We start from the raw sequence: 17,477 nt of genomic DNA, 5'->3' as shown, positions 1-17,477 counted from the left end.
CAAACCACTATCTATGAACTCAGTGCTACCAAGACTTTGGAAAATGCTGCTCCTTTCCTGCGCACTTCTATTTTTCCCTTTTAGTGCTTTTCCCCAGCTGGACTCACTTCAGCAGCGAGTTGAAAATGCGCAATCGACAGAGGATCGGCTTAAGGCTCAAATCGATCTCATCGTTTTTCTCGATGACAAGGAAGGTGAGGCGGAGTTGATCGATGAGGTGATAGAAACAGCCAAAAAGGAGGGTCTTCCTTACTTCGAATTCCAGGGCAGGATTCAGAAAATCCAACTTCTCGAAAATAATTCGGAGCAGATCGAGGCTTTCGAAAAGCTGCTGGAGGAAGCTCAATCGAGAAAAGTTGAAAAAATTTACCCCGAGATCTACGTCAACTACAGCCGCAGCCTCATGAAAGCCGGAAAGTATGAGATGGCTGTAGAGAATGCCTTTTCCGCGCTTGAAGCTTCGCGCAAAGTCGATGAGGAACACCAAAAACTGAGAGCTTTTGACTTGCTGGGCAGAAGCTATTTTTTGCTCGGACAGCTCGACAAGAGCAAGACTTACTTTAAGAAAAGATTGGAAGCTCACCTGGAAGGAAAGGATTATGAAAGTCTGGTGAGTGCCTACAACAACCTGGGAATTATCTACAAAAGCGAGACGAAGTACGACTCGGCTATGATTTACTACGAAAAGGCGCGGGAGCTTAATCGCGACCTTAAAAATGATGCAGCCCAGGCCCAGTGCAACATCAACATAGGTATTCTTTACTACCAGCAGGATAGCTCGAGAAAAGGGCTGGACTATCTCTACGAGGCACTGGAACTAAGCGAGCCACTCGACAACAAGGAGCTTGATGTGAAAATCCTGACCAACCTCGGTTTGGTTCACCTCGATTTAAAAAATGCTGCTGAAGCTTCCGAGTTCGCCCGCAGAGCAATGAAAGTAGCCCGGGAAATCAACTATCCAAAAGCGGTGGAGTACCACTACTACATTCTTTCTGAAGCGGCAAAAATTGATGGCGACTACGAAAGCGCACTCGAATATTTTGAAAACTACAAGGCCATTGAAGACAGCCTGGTGAATGCCGAGAAAGAAGCGCGAATTGCAGAGCTCGAAGAAAAGTATGAGACCACTCAGCTGAAGCGAGAGAACCTCGAAAGTGAAAAGCAAAAGGAAAGAGCGGAAGCCGGAATGAAAATCTCCATCCTCGTGGCGATCTTGCTCGCTGTTGTAGTGCTGGCCTTTGTTTTCCTGTTCCAGCGAAATCGGATCAAAAGCGACTACAAGGAAATGGAGCTTAAGCAAAAAGCACTGCGTGCCCAGATAAATCCACACTTTTTATTCAATGCACTCAATTCCATTCAGGCGTCCATCATGACGGATGACAAGAAAGTGGCCATTTCTTACCACAGCAAATTTGCCCGTTTGATGCGGCTGGTGCTCTCAAATTCTGAGAATCCTTCCATACCGCTCAAAAAGGAGCTCGAGCTGCTTTCACTTTACATAGATCTGGAGAAAATGCGCTCCGATGATTTCTTTGAAACAGAAATTGAGGTTTCAAAAAGCATAGAACCTGAGGCAGAGCTTTTCCCATCAATGGTGTTGCAACCGGTCGTAGAAAATGCCATTTGGCACGGCCTGATGAACAGAAAAACGCCAGGCAGACTTACCATAAAGGTGGAGGGTGATGAAAAGCGGATTGTCTGCAAAGTGATCGATAATGGGGTGGGAAGAGAAGCCGCTCAAAAAATTGATCGCGAGAAGGTGAAAAACCATCGTTCCTTCGGATTGGAGGCTACAAGGAGGAGATTGGACCTCTACAGCAAATTAAAGAAGGTCAGCACCAGCTTCGAAATTCACGATCTTAATGATCAGGAAGGCCAGCCTGCCGGAACCATGGTAGAGCTGATTGTAGGACGCGCAAAGTAATCACAGCAACCTCAATGTCTTGAGGGCTCTTTTTAACCCGTATATTTGCAGTCGCTTATGGCAATACGCAAAAAAGATATCCGATCGCTCAGTCTCGAGCAGCTCACCGATTTTTTTGTAGAAAAAGGCGAGAAACCTTTCCGTGCAAAACAAGTCTATCAGTGGCTTTGGCAAAAAGCGGCTCACAGCTTCGAGGAGATGACCAACCTCTCGAAGTCCACACGAGCGATGCTTGAGGAATCATTCGATTTAACAGGAATCACTATTGGAGACTTGCAAGTGAGCAACGACCGAACGGTCAAGTGTGCATTTGAAATCGATCGCGGGAAAGTGGTTGAAGGAGTTTTGATTCCAACTACTTCGCGAATGACTGCCTGCATTTCTTCGCAAGTTGGCTGCAGCCTGGCCTGCAAATTTTGCGCTACCGGCAAGCTCGATTTGATGCGTAACCTCTCGGGAGGAGAAATTTTTGATCAGGTGGTTGCTCTTCGTGATCAGTCTGAAAATCGCTACGGAATTCCGCTTTCAAATATCGTTTACATGGGAATGGGCGAGCCCTTGCTCAACTACAAGAATGTAATGCAGTCGGTAGATCGAATCACCAGTCCTGATGGATTGGGCATGTCCCCTAAAAGAATCACCATTTCTACAGCGGGAATTGCCAAGATGATTAAAAAAATGGGCGATGACGAGACCAAAGTGAACCTCGCTCTTTCTCTCCACGCAGCAAATGACGAGAAGCGAGACAAGATCATGGCTATCAACGAGTCGAACAATCTTGAAACGCTGGCCGAAGCGCTCAGGTATTTCTACTCCAAAACCGGGACACGCGTCACTTTCGAGTACATCATCTTCCGCGATTTCAACGATTCTATTCAAGACGCCCGCGAGCTGGCAGAATTCTGCAAAAATGTTCCTTGCAAGATCAACATCATCGAATACAATCCGATTGACGGAGGTGAATTTGAGCAAGCGGATATTGAAAAAGTTGACGCTTTTGCCGAATACCTCGAAGGCTGCAACCTGGTAGTCAACATTCGCAGATCCAGAGGGAAAGACATTGATGCTGCATGTGGACAGCTGGCAAACAAAAACAAAGCTGCCGTAAAAGCATGATTTCAATTTTCGCCCGTTTCGATTTTAACCTTTTCTTCGCAGCATGAATTTAGTCACGGGTAGCACAGGACTCATAGGCTCTCACCTTTTGATCGACTTGTTGAAAAAAGGCGAGTCTGTTCGAGCGATGAAACGCAAGACCAGTGACATTTCTGTGGTGAAGGATCTCTTCAGATTTTACCAGTGCGAATCTCTTTTTTCTAAAATTGAATGGGTCGATGCGGACGTGACAGATGTGCCTGCATTGGAAGAAGTAATGACCAATGTTAGCCGGGTATTCCATTGCGCAGCGGTGGTTTCGTTTCATCCTTCCGATGAAGAAAAGATGTTTAAGATTAATGTGGAAGGTACTGCCAACGTGGTGAACGTGGCCATGGCCGTGGGAGTCGAAAAATTGATTTACACCAGCAGTGTGGCAGCTCTGGGTCGCAACAAAGCTGGAGAGCACATCGATGAAAACTCTACCTGGAAATCAGGGTCCTTCAACACCAAGTATGCAGTGACAAAAAACGCTGCCGAGAATGAAGTTTGGCGAGGAATCGAAGAAGGGCTTTCTGCCGCAATGGTGAATCCCGGAGTGGTTATCGGCCCGGGAGATTCATCGAGAAGTTCTGGTGCCTTGCTGGGCAAAGTGGATAGCGGCTTGAAATTCTACCCTACCGGAACCAACGGATTTGTAGATGCCCGTGATGTGAGCAAGGCCATGATCAGACTAGCTGAAAGTGACATTTCTGAAAAACGTTTTATACTCGTTTCTGAGAATCTCAAGTTTAAGGAGTTGCTGGACACCATGGCGAATAAGCTGGGGAAAAAACCACCTTCTGTTGCAGCCAAGCCGTGGCTTCTAAAGCTGGCAACTCGTGCAATGTGGCTGCTAGAAAAGCTCACAGGAAAGAAAGCGCTTGTGACAAGAGACAGTGTTCGCTCCAGCCCTCACGATTTTTTCTACGACAATGCGAGGGCTAAGAAGGAATTAGAAATTGATTTTATTCCAGTGGTAGAAGCGGTAGAAAATGCCGTGGCTTTCCTGAGAAAAAACTACTGATCGACTTTTACCGAATCGGTGTCGGCATTCACCGAATCAGGATCGGACATCAGTGAAAGGTTTTCAATGACGTTGTCATAAATCCCCGTCATCTCTTCATCCTGACCAGACCAGTATTCGAGACTTTCTTTGAATTCTTCCTCCGAAATTTCGTGTTTTTCGAAAATCTGTTTGTAGTAGATCGGGTAGAGCAATTTTGGATCTTCGTCTCGGATAAATCGCTGACGCATGGAAGCTTCCAGAAGCTGAACGTCAGTCAGTACTTCTGTAAAATTCTCTTTGCTCATCACCCCTTCGGCAATTTTTTGTTCTTCTTGCTGTTCACCGCAAGCAGCCACCAAAAGCACAGAGAAGAGGCAGAGAAACGCGAGCTTTTTTATCATCTGTCGAAGGTGAGTCTTTTTCCTCTAACGGAATCGTTCACTTCTCCATTGTCGTAAGCCAGGTTTCCGTTCACCCAGGTTTTCTTTACGGCAGATTTAAACGAGTAGCCCTCGAAAGGCGACCACCCGCACTTTGCCAAAATGTTTTCTGTAGTCACAGTCCAGGGGCTGTTGAGGTCAACAAGGGTGAGGTCGGCAAAGTATCCTTCTCGAATGAAACCTCTTTTGTTGATCTTGAACATTTCGGCCACATTGTGACTGGCTTTTTCCGGAATGCGCTCAAGGGGAATTTCACCGCGGTGGTAAAGCTCCAGCAAAGAGACGAGTGAGTGCTGAACCAGCGGACCACCAGACGGAGCTGAGAAATATTTGTTGTTTTTCTCCTGCAAGGTGTGTGGAGCGTGATCCGTTGCTATCACGTCAATTTTGTTGTCGAGCACCGCTTTTACAATAGCCTTGCGGTCTTCCTCAGTTTTCACCGCGGGGTTCCACTTGATGTGTGTCCCTTTAGTTTCGTAAAAACTGTCGTTGAAAAAAAGATGATGAATACAAGCCTCAGCCGTGATTTTCTTGTCTTTCAGCGGGATGTCATTTCTAAAAAGCTCTGTTTCACGAGCGGTAGAAATGTGGAGGATGTGCAATCGCGCTCCGTGTTTTTCTGCCAACTCTACTGCCATGGAAGAAGATTTGTAGCAGGCTTCAGCACTTCTAATTTCCGGGTGGCACTCAATCGGAACGTCCTCTCCGTATTTAATCCTGTAGCTCGCCTCGTTGGCTTTTATGGTCTCTTCATCTTCGCAGTGGGTGGCGATCAAAAGCGGGCATTCTGAGAAGATTCCCTCGAGTGTTTTTTTGTTGTCAACCAGCATGTTTCCGGTGGAAGAACCCATGAAAACTTTTACTCCGCAAACTTTTTTTCCGTCAGTTTTGAGTACCTCATCGAGGTTGTCGTTGGAGGCACCCATGAAGAAGCTGTAGTTGGCAGCAGAAACCTCTTCGGCCCGGTCGTACTTGTCCTGTAGTAATTCCTGAGTAAGTGCTTGCGGAACGGTGTTGGGCATTTCCATGTAAGAAGTGACACCACCGGCAACGGCCGCTCGCGACTCTGTTTTGATCTCTGCCTTGTGAGTCAGCCCCGGCTCTCTAAAATGCACCTGATCGTCAATCAATCCGGGGAAAAGGTGCTTGCCTTTGGCATCAATGACTTCCTGTGCTTCGTCAGGATTTATTTTTCCTGGCTCCGCAACTTTTTTGATGAACTCACCTTCCAGAAGGACATCCAGTTCCTGAACTTTTCCTTCGTTCACAACTTTTGCTCCGCTGATTAAAACTGACTTACTCATTTTCGCCTCCTGATTTTTTTAAATCTCATTTTTAATACTCCAATAAACGCTTCTTTGAAAATATCGAGACTCATTTTTGATTCTCCAAACTCTCTGTCTATAAAAGTAATAGGAACTTCTTTGATTTTAAAACCGTGACGCCAGGCAGTGTATTTCATCTCAATCTGAAAGGCGTAGCCTATGAACTTGATGTTGTCTAGATCAATGGTTTCGAGGACTTTTCTCTTGTAACACTTGAATCCCGCAGTACAATCTCTCACGCCCATCCACAAAATGGAATTCACATAAATTGAGGCGAAGTAGCTCATCAAAACCCGATTGGTAGGCCAGTTTTCAACATTGCCGCCTTTAACATAGCGCGAGCCCACGCTCACATCGGCACCACCTGAGTGGCAAGCTTCGCGAAGGGGAATCAAATCTTCCGGGTTGTGAGAGAAGTCGGCATCCATTTCGAAAATGTAGTCGTACTCTCTTTCGATGGCCCAGTAGAAACCAGCGATGTAAGCCCTGCCCAGACCCTGTTTTCCAGAGCGCTCCAGAATATGAAGCTGAGAAAATTCTTTTTGCAACTGCTTGACGATGTTGCCAGTGCCATCTGGTGAGCCGTCATCCACCACCAAAATCTCGAATGGGTGAGGCAGGGAGAATACTTTGCGCACAATACGCTCGATGTTCTCCTTTTCATTGTAGGTAGGTATGATGACTAAACTATCCGGCAATGTTTGCGAGTTGGGCGACAAATATAGGTCAAATCAGATACCTCAGCGAACGAGGAAATTAACGGATCATTTTAAGGAATCCGACTTCAGATTTTGTGAGATGGCGGAACTCTCCACGAGGAATATCCTTTTTAGTTAATCCGGCAAACATCACTCTATCGAGCTTCTTGACTGAGTATCCAAAATGTTCAAAAATGCGTCTTACGATGCGATTCTTTCCTGAGTGGATTTCGATTCCGACCTGGTGCATGTCCTGACCGTCACCTACAAAATCGATCTCATCGGCTTTAATGAAACCGTCTTCGAGTTCGATTCCTTCGCGGATCATGTTCAGGTGATTTGGCTTTACTTTCTCTTTTAATTCTACGTGGTAGATTTTTCTGAAGCCGTGCTTTGGATGAGTGAGTCGCTTGGCGAGATCGCCATCGTTGGTGAAAAGCAATAGACCGGTAGTGTTTCTGTCTAGTCGGCCAACCGGGAAGATGCGTTCTTTGCAAGCCTTTTTGATGAGGTGCATCACTGTTTTTCTTCCTTCGGGATCGTCCATGGTTGTGATGAAGTTCTTGGGCTTGTTCAGCAAGACGTAACGCTGTGTTTCGCGGCTGATGGTTTCTCCATCAACTTTTATTACATCGTCTTCTTTTACTTTCGTTCCAAGTTCGGTTACCACCTTGTCGTTCACCGAAATCACTCCGGTTTTTATCAGCGTGTCGGCTTCTCTTCTGGAGCAAACTCCTGCGTTGGAGATATATTTGTTGAGGCGAATGAGTCCGTCATCAACTTTGGGTTTTGCCTTGCGAGGGTTGAGGTCACGAATAGGTACTTCCATTTTTTTGGCCGGGCGCTTAGGCATGCTTTTGGACTTGCCTTTGGCTTTTGATTTGGACTTATCGTCCTTTTGGCCCATCGGTTTGAGCTTCGGCTTTCTTTTGCTGTTGTTGTTTCTTCCTCTCATGATCCTCAAAAATTTTGGGTCTGCAAAGATAGGGTGATTCTAAGAATAGACTGTGCCAGTTGGGTTAAAGTTTACAAAAGCGGATAGAATGCACCTTCTATGTGTTTCAGGTCGGTACCGGATTGATTTTTAATGATCCCAATGACATCGAACCTCGCCTCTTTGTCGATGTCGTTTTCAATGATGTAGGCGTTGGCCGCTTTCACCAGTCGCTTTTGCTTTTTGACAGTTACAGCCATGGCCGGATCGCCAAGGTAGTCGCTGGTTCGTGTTTTGACTTCCACAATCACAATTCGATTTTTGGTCTCAGCGATAATGTCTACCTCCAGCCTGCCAAAGCGCCAGTTGCGCTCTAAAATGTCGTAGCCCAGGTCTTTTAAATGTTGCACGGCATGTGACTCTCCGGAATCTCCTTTTTGCTTGGTAGTATCTTGTTCGAAATCATAAGACATAAGAATAAAATTAGGATAAATTTGCCGAAATTTTCAACCAAACATGAAATCAGTACTTCGCTATTTTGTGCTGCTAGTTGCTTTGATCTCAATTAGTCAGTCGGTTTTTTCTCAGTCTGTCTTAGATCGAAAGGGTAATGTTTGGATGCAATGGGGCTACAATCGCACTACTTACGGAAAGAGCGATATACACTTTTCCGGTGAAGGCTTTGACTTCACTCTGCACGATGTTGTGGCCCTCGACATGCCCGAAGAATGGGATCCGTCAGTTTATCTGAATCCACGAAAGATGACCGTTCCTCAGTTCAATTTTAGAGTGGGTTTTTTCATCTCTGATCGCAATTCGATTTCTTTTGGTTGGGACCACATGAAATATAAGTTGCTAACCAATCAGGAGGTGAGGATAACAGGTACTATCGATCAGGATCAGTCTGAAGAATTTGACGGTGTGTACCATTACGATCGCATCAGGCTCGATCCAAAATTTCTGGAGTTCGAGCATTCCGATGGGTTCAACTTTGTGAACCTCACCATTGATCACCTGCAGGAAGCGTGGGTTTCTGAGAATCAGCGTCACGCATTGAATTTCATGGGTGCTTTCTCTGCCGGAGCTATGATTCCATGGACTGATACGAGGGTTTTCAATGTTCATCATCGAAATCGTCCACACGTTTCAGGCTATGCCCTCAGCGCACAATTTGGATTTCGGTTTGAGTTCTTCACAAACGGCTTTTTACAGTTTCGACTGCAGCATGGTTTTGCCAATCTGCCAGATGTGTTGATACAAGATCACCTTCCTTCCAGAGCCAGTCATTCGGTGTGGTTTACCGAGAGGTCTATTTCTCTGGGCTTTTACGTCCCTGTGAAGCGAAACAAAAAAAGGCCGGAAGAGAACTTCCGACCTTAAATGAATTTGAAAAGGGTCTACGATTACCTCAAGCTGAGATCTGCAGTCCCGATTTGCGTATTGTTTTCGTAGATGTGGATTTTGTAATCACCTCCCGGAGGTTCTTCCTGAAGAGTGTAGAAGATACAAACATCCGTCTCCTGGTTGTTGTAGTCAATGGTTCTGGAAACTGAGTAAGCCTTCTCTTCACCATCGAACATTCTGGTATCGTTTTGCTCGTCAGATTTCATGAGTTGACCATTCGGGTCAATAATTCTGAGGTAAATCGTCTTTTTTCCGGCAGGAGCAATTTTGTTCTCTCTCAAAACAAAGCAGGTTCTGAACATTTCTGCTCTTCGCGAACTGCGCGTGTCGGTTTGCTTACCGCTGTTCCTCAGTCGAATCGCCAGTGCATTGATGTTGTCAGTTTGTAAAGTCTGACCGGTTTCAATGATTTTTTCCATGTTCTCCTGTCTGTTTTCCAGCTCTTCATTTTTCTTCTGCACCGAGGTCACCTGAGTCTTCATGTTTTCATTCTCAGCCATCAGCTCTTTATTGAGCGTGTTCAGAGAGTCGATGGTGACAACGTAGCCCTGCATGATGTCTCTCAGTGTTGAAGCCTCTTTCTTCAGTTTGGTAATGCTCCAGTTTCTGTTTCTCAATTTATCGAGAAGCTCGTCTATTTCTTGTTTTTGAGCATCCATCTCTGCCATGAGCTGGTTGTTTTCAGTGTTGAGCGTATCGTAGCTCATTCTCATCTTCATGAGATCCACTTCCAACTTATCTCTTTCGGCATCGAGCTCAGAATACTCCTGTTCTTGAGTTTCAATTGTATTTCCTCTTTGAGAAACCTCGTATCCAAGGTATCCCACCACAAGAAGGAGAAGGATGATTACTATGATATAAGCCTTGTTATTCTTCATGCTTCGTTCAATTGTTGATTTGAATGATTTTCTCGTTTTATGCCCCGGTGAAAACCGGGGAATTATTTTTTATAACTGTGTCCAAATGTCAACGAAATAATGTGCCAAATTAAAAAGGTTATCGAGAATACTCGAAGATGAGTGTTGCTAGATTAGCCCCGGCCTGTTTTCGAAGAAGTGAGTAGGTGAACGCATCTTTAAGCGGAATAGTACAATCGTAAGTAAAACCGGGCAACGCAGGGCTCACAAACAGTGAGAAGGCATAAAAAACCTCATCGTTTTTCCAATTCAATTGCTTAACCAAAGTGCTTCATTTCCCCCGAGAGCATGACAGCTAATCGTCCAAATTTGCAGTGTGAGCAGAACTGTGAACGAGTTGGCTGCTGTGGAGAAAAATACCCGGAGTGTCAAAAACCTGTGGCAGAATTCGCTAATCGAGCTTGAGAACAGCGAGGAATGCCTCTTGTGGAACTTCTACGTTACCAACCTGACGCATCCTTTTCTTACCGGCCTTCTGCTTTTCCAGCAGTTTTCTCTTACGAGTGATGTCACCACCGTAGCACTTCGCTGTAACGTCTTTTCTCACCGCTTTTACAGTTTCACGAGCGATAATTTTTGCACCGATTGCCGCCTGCAGAGCAATTTCGAATTGCTGACGCGGAATCAATTCCTTCAATTTAAGACAGATCTTTTTACCAAGGTCGAAAGCATGGTCGCGGTGGATTAGAGCTGAGAGCGCATCCACTTGGTCACCATTTAGCAGCACGTCCATTTTCACCAGATCCGACTTTTTGTAGCCAATTGGGTGATAATCGAACGAGGCGTAACCGCGCGAAACCGTTTTTAGTTTGTCGTAAAAATCAAAAACGATTTCACCCAGGGGCATGTCAAAATTGAGTTCCACACGATCAGAAGTGAGGTAAACCTGATTTTTAAGAATTCCGCGCTTTTCGATGCAGAGATTCATCACCGAACCGACATAGTCTGCCTTTGTGATCACAGAAGCTCCAATGTAAGGCTCTTCAACGTAATCCAGGTTTGATGGGTCTGGCATGTCGCTCGGGTTGTGAATTTGCTTCACTTCGCCATCGCTCAGGTAAGCCGTGTACGAAACGTTTGGAACTGTAGTGATAACAGTCATGTCGAACTCGCGCTCGAGTCTTTCCTGAACGATTTCCATGTGGAGCATTCCGAGGAATCCGCAACGGAAACCGAACCCAAGTGCTGCCGAAGCTTCTGGTTCAAAAACGAGCGATGCATCGTTCAATTGCAGCTTTTCGAGTGAAGCGCGCAGATCTTCGTATTCTTCTGTGTCCACAGGGTAAATTCCTGCAAAAACCATCGGTTTAACGTCCTCAAAACCTTTCACTGCCTGACTGCACGGGCGGTCTACCAACGTGATGGTGTCACCGACTTTCACTTCTTTGGCAACCTTGATTCCCGAGATGATATAACCCACATCTCCAGCTTTCAGCTCTTTTTTGGGAACCATCGTAAGCCCCAGGTTTCCAATTTCGTCCGCGTGGTATTTTTTGTTTGCATTTAGGAATTTCACTTCGTCTCCCTTGCGAATGGTTCCGTTCATTATTCGGAAGTAAGCGATAATCCCTCTAAAGGAATTGAAAACAGAGTCGAAAACCATGGCTTGCAAAGGTGCTTCAGGATCTCCTTCTGGTGCCGGTATTCTCTCCACAATTGCTCTTAGAATTTCATCTACACCGTCACCTGTTTTGCCGCTGGCGCGAATTACATCTTCGGGGTTACAACCGATGAGATCAACAATCTGGTCGGTTACCTCTTCGGGATTCGCACTGGCTAGGTCCATTTTGTTGAGCACCGGAATAATCTCCAGGTCGTGTTCCAATGCTAAATACAGGTTGGAAATGGTCTGGGCCTGAATTCCCTGAGTAGCATCCACAATCAACAGGGCGCCTTCGCAAGCTGCAATTGATCGCGATACTTCGTAAGAAAAATCAACGTGTCCGGGAGTGTCAATCAAGTTGAAAACGTAGTCCTGACCATCTTCCTTGTAGATCATTTGGATGGCGTGGCTCTTAATTGTGATTCCGCGCTCGCGCTCCAAATCCATGTCATCAAGCAGTTGCTCTTGCATTTGTCTTTGGTCCACCGAGCCAGTGTTTTGTAAAAGACGGTCTGCGAGCGTACTTTTTCCGTGGTCAATGTGAGCGATAATGCAAAAGTTGCGGATATTCTTCATCGTAATTCTATTCGTTTTTTGGCCGCTTCTCGAAATTTTGATCTTGGGTTTTCCAGTGTTATCAGTCGTTTAGTTTCTTTCTCTCAAACACTAAATCAATCGACTCGATTTGCCAAAGCGGTATGCAAAAGTAATCGAAAGGCAGGTGTTATTGAAACAACTGTGGAGCGAATTGATGCATCTGCAAAAAGGGAATTATTTTGCGTAATTTTTTACAACAGAAATTCACCCTGAAATAAATGTGTCAGGTAGGCAACTATTTGCGATCCACCTGTATCAATGAATCACATCAAAATGACGGAAGAGCAGATAGTAAACGGATGTTTGAAGAAAAATCCAGCGGCACAGCGCGAGCTGTACGATCTGTTTGCTCAAAAAATGATGGGTGTTTGTGTGCGATACGCAAATAGTTATGAAGATGCTGAAGATATTTTGCAAGAAGGGTTTATCAAGGTTTTTGAAAAGATAAACCAATTTAAAGCAACGGGCCCGCTGGGCGGATGGATTCGGATGATCATGATTAACACAGCGCTCATCCACATTAGAAAGAATAAAAAATGGCAGTTTTCAGAAGACGTCACAGAAATGGTTCACCTCAGCAACGAGGAGCACACGATTTTGGACGAACTGGCTGCCGAAGAATTACTGGAGCTGATAAAAACAATGCCTCCGGGATACAGAACGGTGTTTAACTTATTTGCAATTGAAGGCTTTAGCCACAAAGAAATTGCCGAAGAACTGGGAGTTAGCGAAAGCACTTCTAAAACGCAGTTTCTTAAGGCAAAGGCTCACTTGAGAAAGCAGATTGAAGCACCGGAGAAAAAAGAAAAAAGAGTTGAATAAAGGAGACGAAAAAATAAGAGAAGTTTTTCAGGATGCTTTCGAAAATTTCGAAGCACCCGTGAAACCATCAGCCTGGACTGGAATTGAGTCTGGGATGAATGCCGGTGCAAGTGGAGGAGCTGCTGGAGGTTCATCAATTACCAGCTGGATTTCTTCGAATGTGGCCTGGGTTGCCGGTGGAGTAATTGGCGTTAGTGCAGCCGTTGTCATAGCGGTTTCCACAATTGGAGATTCTCCAAAAACTGTAGACAAGCCTGTTGCATCAGAACAAACTGAGCAAGTTCAGGAAGAAACAAATGCTTCTGAAAAGGCTGCAAAAGAGGAAAGTGCTGTGAATGAGGAAGAAATTAACTCATCTGCTATCTCCAAAGTTGAGGAGCAAATCGACAGTGACTCTCAAAATCAAACGGCAACGAATCAAGATGATGTAGCTAAGCAAATAGCACCTACTTCCGAAAATTCAGAAGTAAAGAGTACCAACGAAAAAGCGATTGAGCAATCGGCTAATCAACCTGTTGTCCACGAAGAAACCGGGAACTCTGTTGCTTCAACTACAAGAGATCAGGAAGGTTCGCCATCAAATGAGGATGCGTCTGTTGAAGGTGAAGATTCGAAGGGCCAGCAAGAAAGCACAGATCAAACAACTGCAACTCCACTGAAGAGTACATTCGCGGTTAATGTTTCTGACGAATCGCCACTGAAGGTTTCGCTACAAGCGAACGATGCCTCGGCAGATCAGTATATCTGGAACTTTGGTGATGGAAAAACGGAAGTTACTTCCGCGCCAATCGCGAACCATACTTACGCGAGCGAAGGCAATTACACTGTGAAGCTCAGAGTGCGGAGAGGTGAATCTGAAAAAGAATCTACAAAACAAGTTGAAGTCTTTGGAAGACCAAAACTGGTCTTGCCAAACGTCTTCAGCCCAAATGGCGATGGAAAAAACGAATACTACTCCATAGATTTTAAGGAGTCAAAAAATATTGAAAGCTATACTGTAAGAGTGTTCACTTTGGACGGTGAGCAGATTTTCCAATCCCACGCAGATCAGACTGACTGGGGTGGGGAAATGCCCAATGGAGCACCAGCTCCTGAAGGCAAATATGTAGTGGTGGTCAAAGCAATAGCAACCAATGGGGATCCACTTACAACACAGCAAAAGGTGATTACTCTTACGAGATAGATAAAACCATATATTTGTTAGCCCTGAAAGGGACTAAGCCAATACTAAACCTTACAAAATGATGAAGCGATTTATAATGCTTTTTCTCGGAGTAGCTATACTCCAATTTGCAAATGCACAGGATGAGATAATCATTTCTGCAGAAGAATATGGCACGCTGAAAGCTGCTGGTGAGCTTCAGGAAGGGGCCATCTACGTGATGGAGGAGAGCCTGAGTGATGAAGAGCTTCACCCGGATGTTTACGACTCAAATTTGCAGGCTACTGCAGGTAGAGATGCATCGTGTGATTGCTGGGTTGAACCCGACAATACCTACGCCACACTGAACTTGTGTGACGACTGTTCTTCATCTTTCATTCCAATACCTTTTGATTTTTGTCTTTACGGAAATGATTACAATGGACTGTACATCAACGCCAATGGGAATGTAACTTTTGGAAACTCTTTCGGAACCTACACTCCTGCTGGATTTCCGGTGAGTACGCCTATGGTAGCGCCATTTTGGGCAGACGTAAATCTCAGCGAAGGTGGAAACATCAGATATAAAATTACTGATGATGCCATTTACATCAACTGGATGCAAGTTGGCTACTTTGGAAGTAATGCTCCGGGTCAAACCAATACGTTTCAGGTAGTTCTCACCAATGGAGAAAATGATTTTGTTGGATTAGATAGGAATGTATCCTTTTGCTATCAGGACATGCAGTGGACTACAGGAACTGCAAGTAGTGGTACCGGAGGTTTCGGTGGAAGCCCTGCAACAGTAGGTGCAAACGAAGGTGCAGGTGGAACATCTTACATACAATTTGGACGCTTCAACCAAAACAACGCATCTTACGATGGTCCATTCGGAGCGGATGATGGAGTTGATTACCTCGATGATCAATCATTTGGTTTTTCAGCTTGTGCTGATTTTTCTAACAACGTGCCTCCAGTGGCAACTGGTATTGGAAACTGTGATACTCTCTTTGTGTGTCAGGGGGAGTCTGTTGAGTTTAGTACGCAGTTTTTGGCTCCTGAGAATAATCAGGACGTCAACATAACTTTTGACGATGGAGGGCTGGATGGCTTCACCGATATTGACATTGTTGAAGGTGATGTAGGAGAGTTCAACGCAACTTTCACCGGCTCAACCGACAATGTTGGAGCTTTCACTGTAACCATTACGGCTACAGATACCGGTTCTCCGGCTGCTTCCACTTCTGTGACGATCACTATTGTGGTAACAGAACAGGAAATTCCACTTTTTGAAATTAGTGGAGACACGACTTTCTGCGGTGGAGGGTCTACAATCCTTTACGTTCCTGAAGGATTTGACGAATACAATTGGAATACTGACTGCGAAAGTGATAGTTGTGAGGTTGATCAATCCGGGACTTACACAGTTCAGGGAATTTTGAACAACTGCGATGCGACTGCTTCGATCGATGTGGAGGAAGGCGACTTTTTCTTGCCGCCAGTGCAGGTTGCCAACCAACCGATTTGTTCAAACGACTCCACTCTCGTGACCTCGGTCAACGAATACGAATCTTATAGCTGGTCTGTCTACCAGGACTTTCCTGGAACTGTTTACTCTGATGATCCAACTGGTCAAACAGTTTACTTATCATCGGGAACTTTTGTACTGAATGTGGAAACAGCTGATGGATGTATTGGTCAGCGAATCTTTAATGTTTCTTCTACGGATGCGTTTATTCCCGAAGATGATATTTCTGGCCTTTATTGTGATGGACCACAGGAAATCGAGTTTTTCGGTGCATACAGTGATGCTACTGCCGGATCAATCACACTTTTCCTGATCAACACTCAGCAGCCCGGCTGGCAGGGAGGCTCAGTTGATGTTTTTATCGATGGAGAACTCCAGGGGAATTACACACTGACAGGCAGTAATCAAACGTCTTACTCCATTCCTGTTACTTACGGAGAGTATGTTGAGATCATTTACAATTCTGGATCAAACGACAATGGAAATATTATAAACTTCACCAACTGCGGTGGCCCACCTGTATTTGATCAGCCCGGAATCGCAGTGAATACAATTCCTTCTGGAATTATCTACGAAGGCTACTCAGGTTGTAACTCCGATCCAGCATTTGGATCGTGGAGTGTGACCGGACCCGATTATGAGATCATCAACAATGACGAAGAAGACAATGACTACGACATCATTTTCGATGCTCAGGATTACGGTCAATACGAGCTTTGCTTTACGGACTCTGTTTGCGGTATTGAGTATTGCTACGATGTTGAGATTTCTGAAGAACCAGGAGTTCAGCTCGAAGAAGAAATACTCGTTTGTGATGAGGATGAGTTTGTGATCGAACCAGAAGAAACTGATCCGGCAGATGATGCCACAGGAGAATGGAATACGGGAGATCCTGATGGCCCTCTTACTGTGACCGAGAGTGGCGAATATTGCTACACGCTTTCAAATCAATGCGGACAAGCTACCTCTTGTATTGATGTAACAATGTCTACTACTCCAGACCCAATGCTTTCTGATACACTGGTTTGCGGTGGTACGGGGTCTGTAATTCTCGATCCCATTGCCAACGATCCTGGCTACGTTTATTCCTGGACTGGTGGTTCAGCCGATGGCTCTACCGATCCGCAGTTTGAAGCGACCGAACCGGGAACATACACGGTAACTGTTACTAGCCCATGTGGCTCTGAAGAAGCTGTTGCGGAAGTTTCAATCTTCCCGGGAGTGAACCCAATTATTGATACAGATAATACACTTATCTGTGATGGGACATCAGCAGAGCTCGTGTTAACGGGTGAGATAGATGGTGAAATCGAATGGAGCACGAATGAAAGTTCCAACAGCATCCTGGTAGATGAATCAGGGGAATATTGCGTGACAGTTTCGAACGAATGCGAGTCGGCTGAAGATTGCATCAACATCACAATTGCAGAGGACCCTACGGTCGAAATCACCAATGATGACTTCATATTGTGTGCGGGAGACCCTCAGTCTATCAACACAACGGCATCAGGATCTTTTGGAGGCATTTATATTTGGACAGCTTCATTTATGGAAGAGCCTTTCACCCAAACAGGCGAAAGCTTTACAGTATTCTCCGATGATATACCTCAAGACGCTCTGGGAGGGCCGATTACATATATGGTTACCATCAGTGGCCCGTGTGGTTCTGATAGCGATGAGATATTGGTAACTCCTGTGGTTTGCAACGTGGTTATTCCGAATATTATCTCTCCGAATAACGATAACAAAAACGAAGGCTTCTACATCGAAGGAATTGAATACTTCTCCTCTGTTCAGTTGAAGATTTTCGACAGATGGGGAAAAGAAGTATTTAGCGATGACAACTACTCAAATGACGATGCCTGGGAAGCAGAAGATCAAAACGAAGGAACTTATTACTATACATTGGTGTTGCCGACTGAAGAATTTTCAGGCTACATCACGGTGGTTCGATAGCCCTTTGCTTCAGAACAACCAAGAGAAGAATAAACCAAAGACTAA

At 45.1% G+C, this 17,477-nt stretch carries 14 protein-coding genes; 7 read left to right on the top strand and 7 right to left on the bottom strand.

The window, feature by feature from the left end:
• Positions 1–13 precede the first annotated feature (13 nt).
• From ABHV44_RS01235 to ABHV44_RS01225, 3 genes are read left to right on the top strand one after another with little or no spacing between them, the layout of a single operon-like run.
• Complete coding sequence (locus ABHV44_RS01235; RefSeq protein ID WP_459072816.1) at positions 14–1,924, top strand: tetratricopeptide repeat-containing sensor histidine kinase; 1,911 nt, start codon at positions 14–16, stop codon at positions 1,922–1,924.
• Positions 1,925–1,981: 57 nt separating this feature from the next.
• On the top strand, positions 1,982–3,040 hold the full coding sequence (rlmN, locus tag ABHV44_RS01230; RefSeq protein ID WP_459072815.1) for a 23S rRNA (adenine(2503)-C(2))-methyltransferase RlmN: 1,059 nt from the start codon (positions 1,982–1,984) through the stop codon (positions 3,038–3,040).
• Between the two features lie 43 nt (positions 3,041–3,083).
• Entirely contained in the window at positions 3,084–4,085 is a 1,002-nt protein-coding gene (locus ABHV44_RS01225) for an NAD-dependent epimerase/dehydratase family protein (protein ID WP_459072814.1), read from the top strand.
• Here the strand turns inward: ABHV44_RS01225 and ABHV44_RS01220 are convergent.
• The 5 genes from ABHV44_RS01220 to ABHV44_RS01200 form a co-directional block, all read right to left on the bottom strand.
• Positions 4,079–4,468 (bottom strand): DUF4296 domain-containing protein, encoded by a 390-nt coding sequence (locus tag ABHV44_RS01220; protein WP_459072813.1) that lies wholly within the window; start codon positions 4,466–4,468, stop codon positions 4,079–4,081. The two genes, ABHV44_RS01225 and ABHV44_RS01220, sit on opposite strands and share 7 nt — an antisense overlap.
• A complete protein-coding gene (locus tag ABHV44_RS01215; protein ID WP_459072812.1) occupies positions 4,465–5,811 on the bottom strand; it encodes a dihydroorotase in 1,347 nt (448 codons plus the stop codon). Before ABHV44_RS01215 ends, ABHV44_RS01220 begins: the two co-directional genes overlap by 4 nt.
• The gene (locus tag ABHV44_RS01210; RefSeq protein ID WP_459072811.1) at positions 5,808–6,530 is read right to left on the bottom strand and encodes a polyprenol monophosphomannose synthase; all 723 of its coding nucleotides are present in this window, start codon (positions 6,528–6,530) and stop codon (positions 5,808–5,810) included. Before ABHV44_RS01210 ends, ABHV44_RS01215 begins: the two co-directional genes overlap by 4 nt.
• Before the next feature lie 58 nt (positions 6,531–6,588).
• Positions 6,589–7,485 carry a pseudouridine synthase gene (locus tag ABHV44_RS01205; protein WP_459072810.1) on the bottom strand — a complete coding sequence of 299 codons (897 nt, stop codon included), beginning with the start codon at positions 7,483–7,485 and terminating at the stop codon, positions 6,589–6,591.
• 71 nt (positions 7,486–7,556) lie between these two features.
• Positions 7,557–7,937, bottom strand: a complete 381-nt coding sequence (locus ABHV44_RS01200) for a YraN family protein (RefSeq protein WP_459072809.1) — start codon at positions 7,935–7,937, stop codon at positions 7,557–7,559.
• 43 nt (positions 7,938–7,980) lie between these two features.
• On the opposite strand from ABHV44_RS01200, the gene ABHV44_RS01195 reads away from it, so the two are divergent.
• The gene (locus tag ABHV44_RS01195) at positions 7,981–8,844 is read left to right on the top strand and encodes a hypothetical protein (protein WP_459072808.1); all 864 of its coding nucleotides are present in this window, start codon (positions 7,981–7,983) and stop codon (positions 8,842–8,844) included.
• 23 nt (positions 8,845–8,867) lie between these two features.
• On the opposite strand, the gene ABHV44_RS01190 is transcribed toward ABHV44_RS01195, so the two are convergent.
• Both ABHV44_RS01190 and lepA read right to left on the bottom strand, forming a co-directional pair.
• On the bottom strand, positions 8,868–9,746 hold the full coding sequence (locus tag ABHV44_RS01190; protein ID WP_459072807.1) for a coiled-coil domain-containing protein: 879 nt from the start codon (positions 9,744–9,746) through the stop codon (positions 8,868–8,870).
• Positions 9,747–10,176: 430 nt separating this feature from the next.
• Positions 10,177–11,964: a translation elongation factor 4 gene (gene lepA, locus ABHV44_RS01185; protein WP_459072806.1), complete on the bottom strand. Its 1,788-nt coding sequence runs from the start codon at positions 11,962–11,964 to the stop codon at positions 10,177–10,179.
• A 279-nt stretch (positions 11,965–12,243) separates the two neighbouring features.
• On the opposite strand from lepA, the gene ABHV44_RS01180 reads away from it, so the two are divergent.
• The 3 genes from ABHV44_RS01180 to ABHV44_RS01170 are packed head-to-tail and all read left to right on the top strand — an operon-like array spanning position 12,244 to position 17,432.
• On the top strand, positions 12,244–12,807 hold the full coding sequence (locus tag ABHV44_RS01180; RefSeq protein WP_459072805.1) for an RNA polymerase sigma factor: 564 nt from the start codon (positions 12,244–12,246) through the stop codon (positions 12,805–12,807).
• A complete protein-coding gene (locus ABHV44_RS01175; RefSeq protein ID WP_459072804.1) occupies positions 12,800–13,990 on the top strand; it encodes a PKD domain-containing protein in 1,191 nt (396 codons plus the stop codon). The genes ABHV44_RS01180 and ABHV44_RS01175 overlap by 8 nt, the downstream gene beginning before the upstream one ends.
• A gap of 58 nt (positions 13,991–14,048) precedes the next feature.
• A complete protein-coding gene (locus ABHV44_RS01170; protein WP_459072803.1) occupies positions 14,049–17,432 on the top strand; it encodes a nidogen-like domain-containing protein in 3,384 nt (1,127 codons plus the stop codon).
• Positions 17,433–17,477: the final 45 nt, after the last annotated feature.

It is taken from the genome of Halocola ammonii (assembly GCF_049334165.1).
In the GTDB taxonomy this organism is placed as follows: Bacteria; Bacteroidota; Bacteroidia; order Flavobacteriales_D; family Sanyastnellaceae; genus JBEGHD01.
The sequence above is the reverse complement of the archived record's forward strand: the minus strand, read 5'-3'. Positions and strand labels throughout refer to the sequence as shown.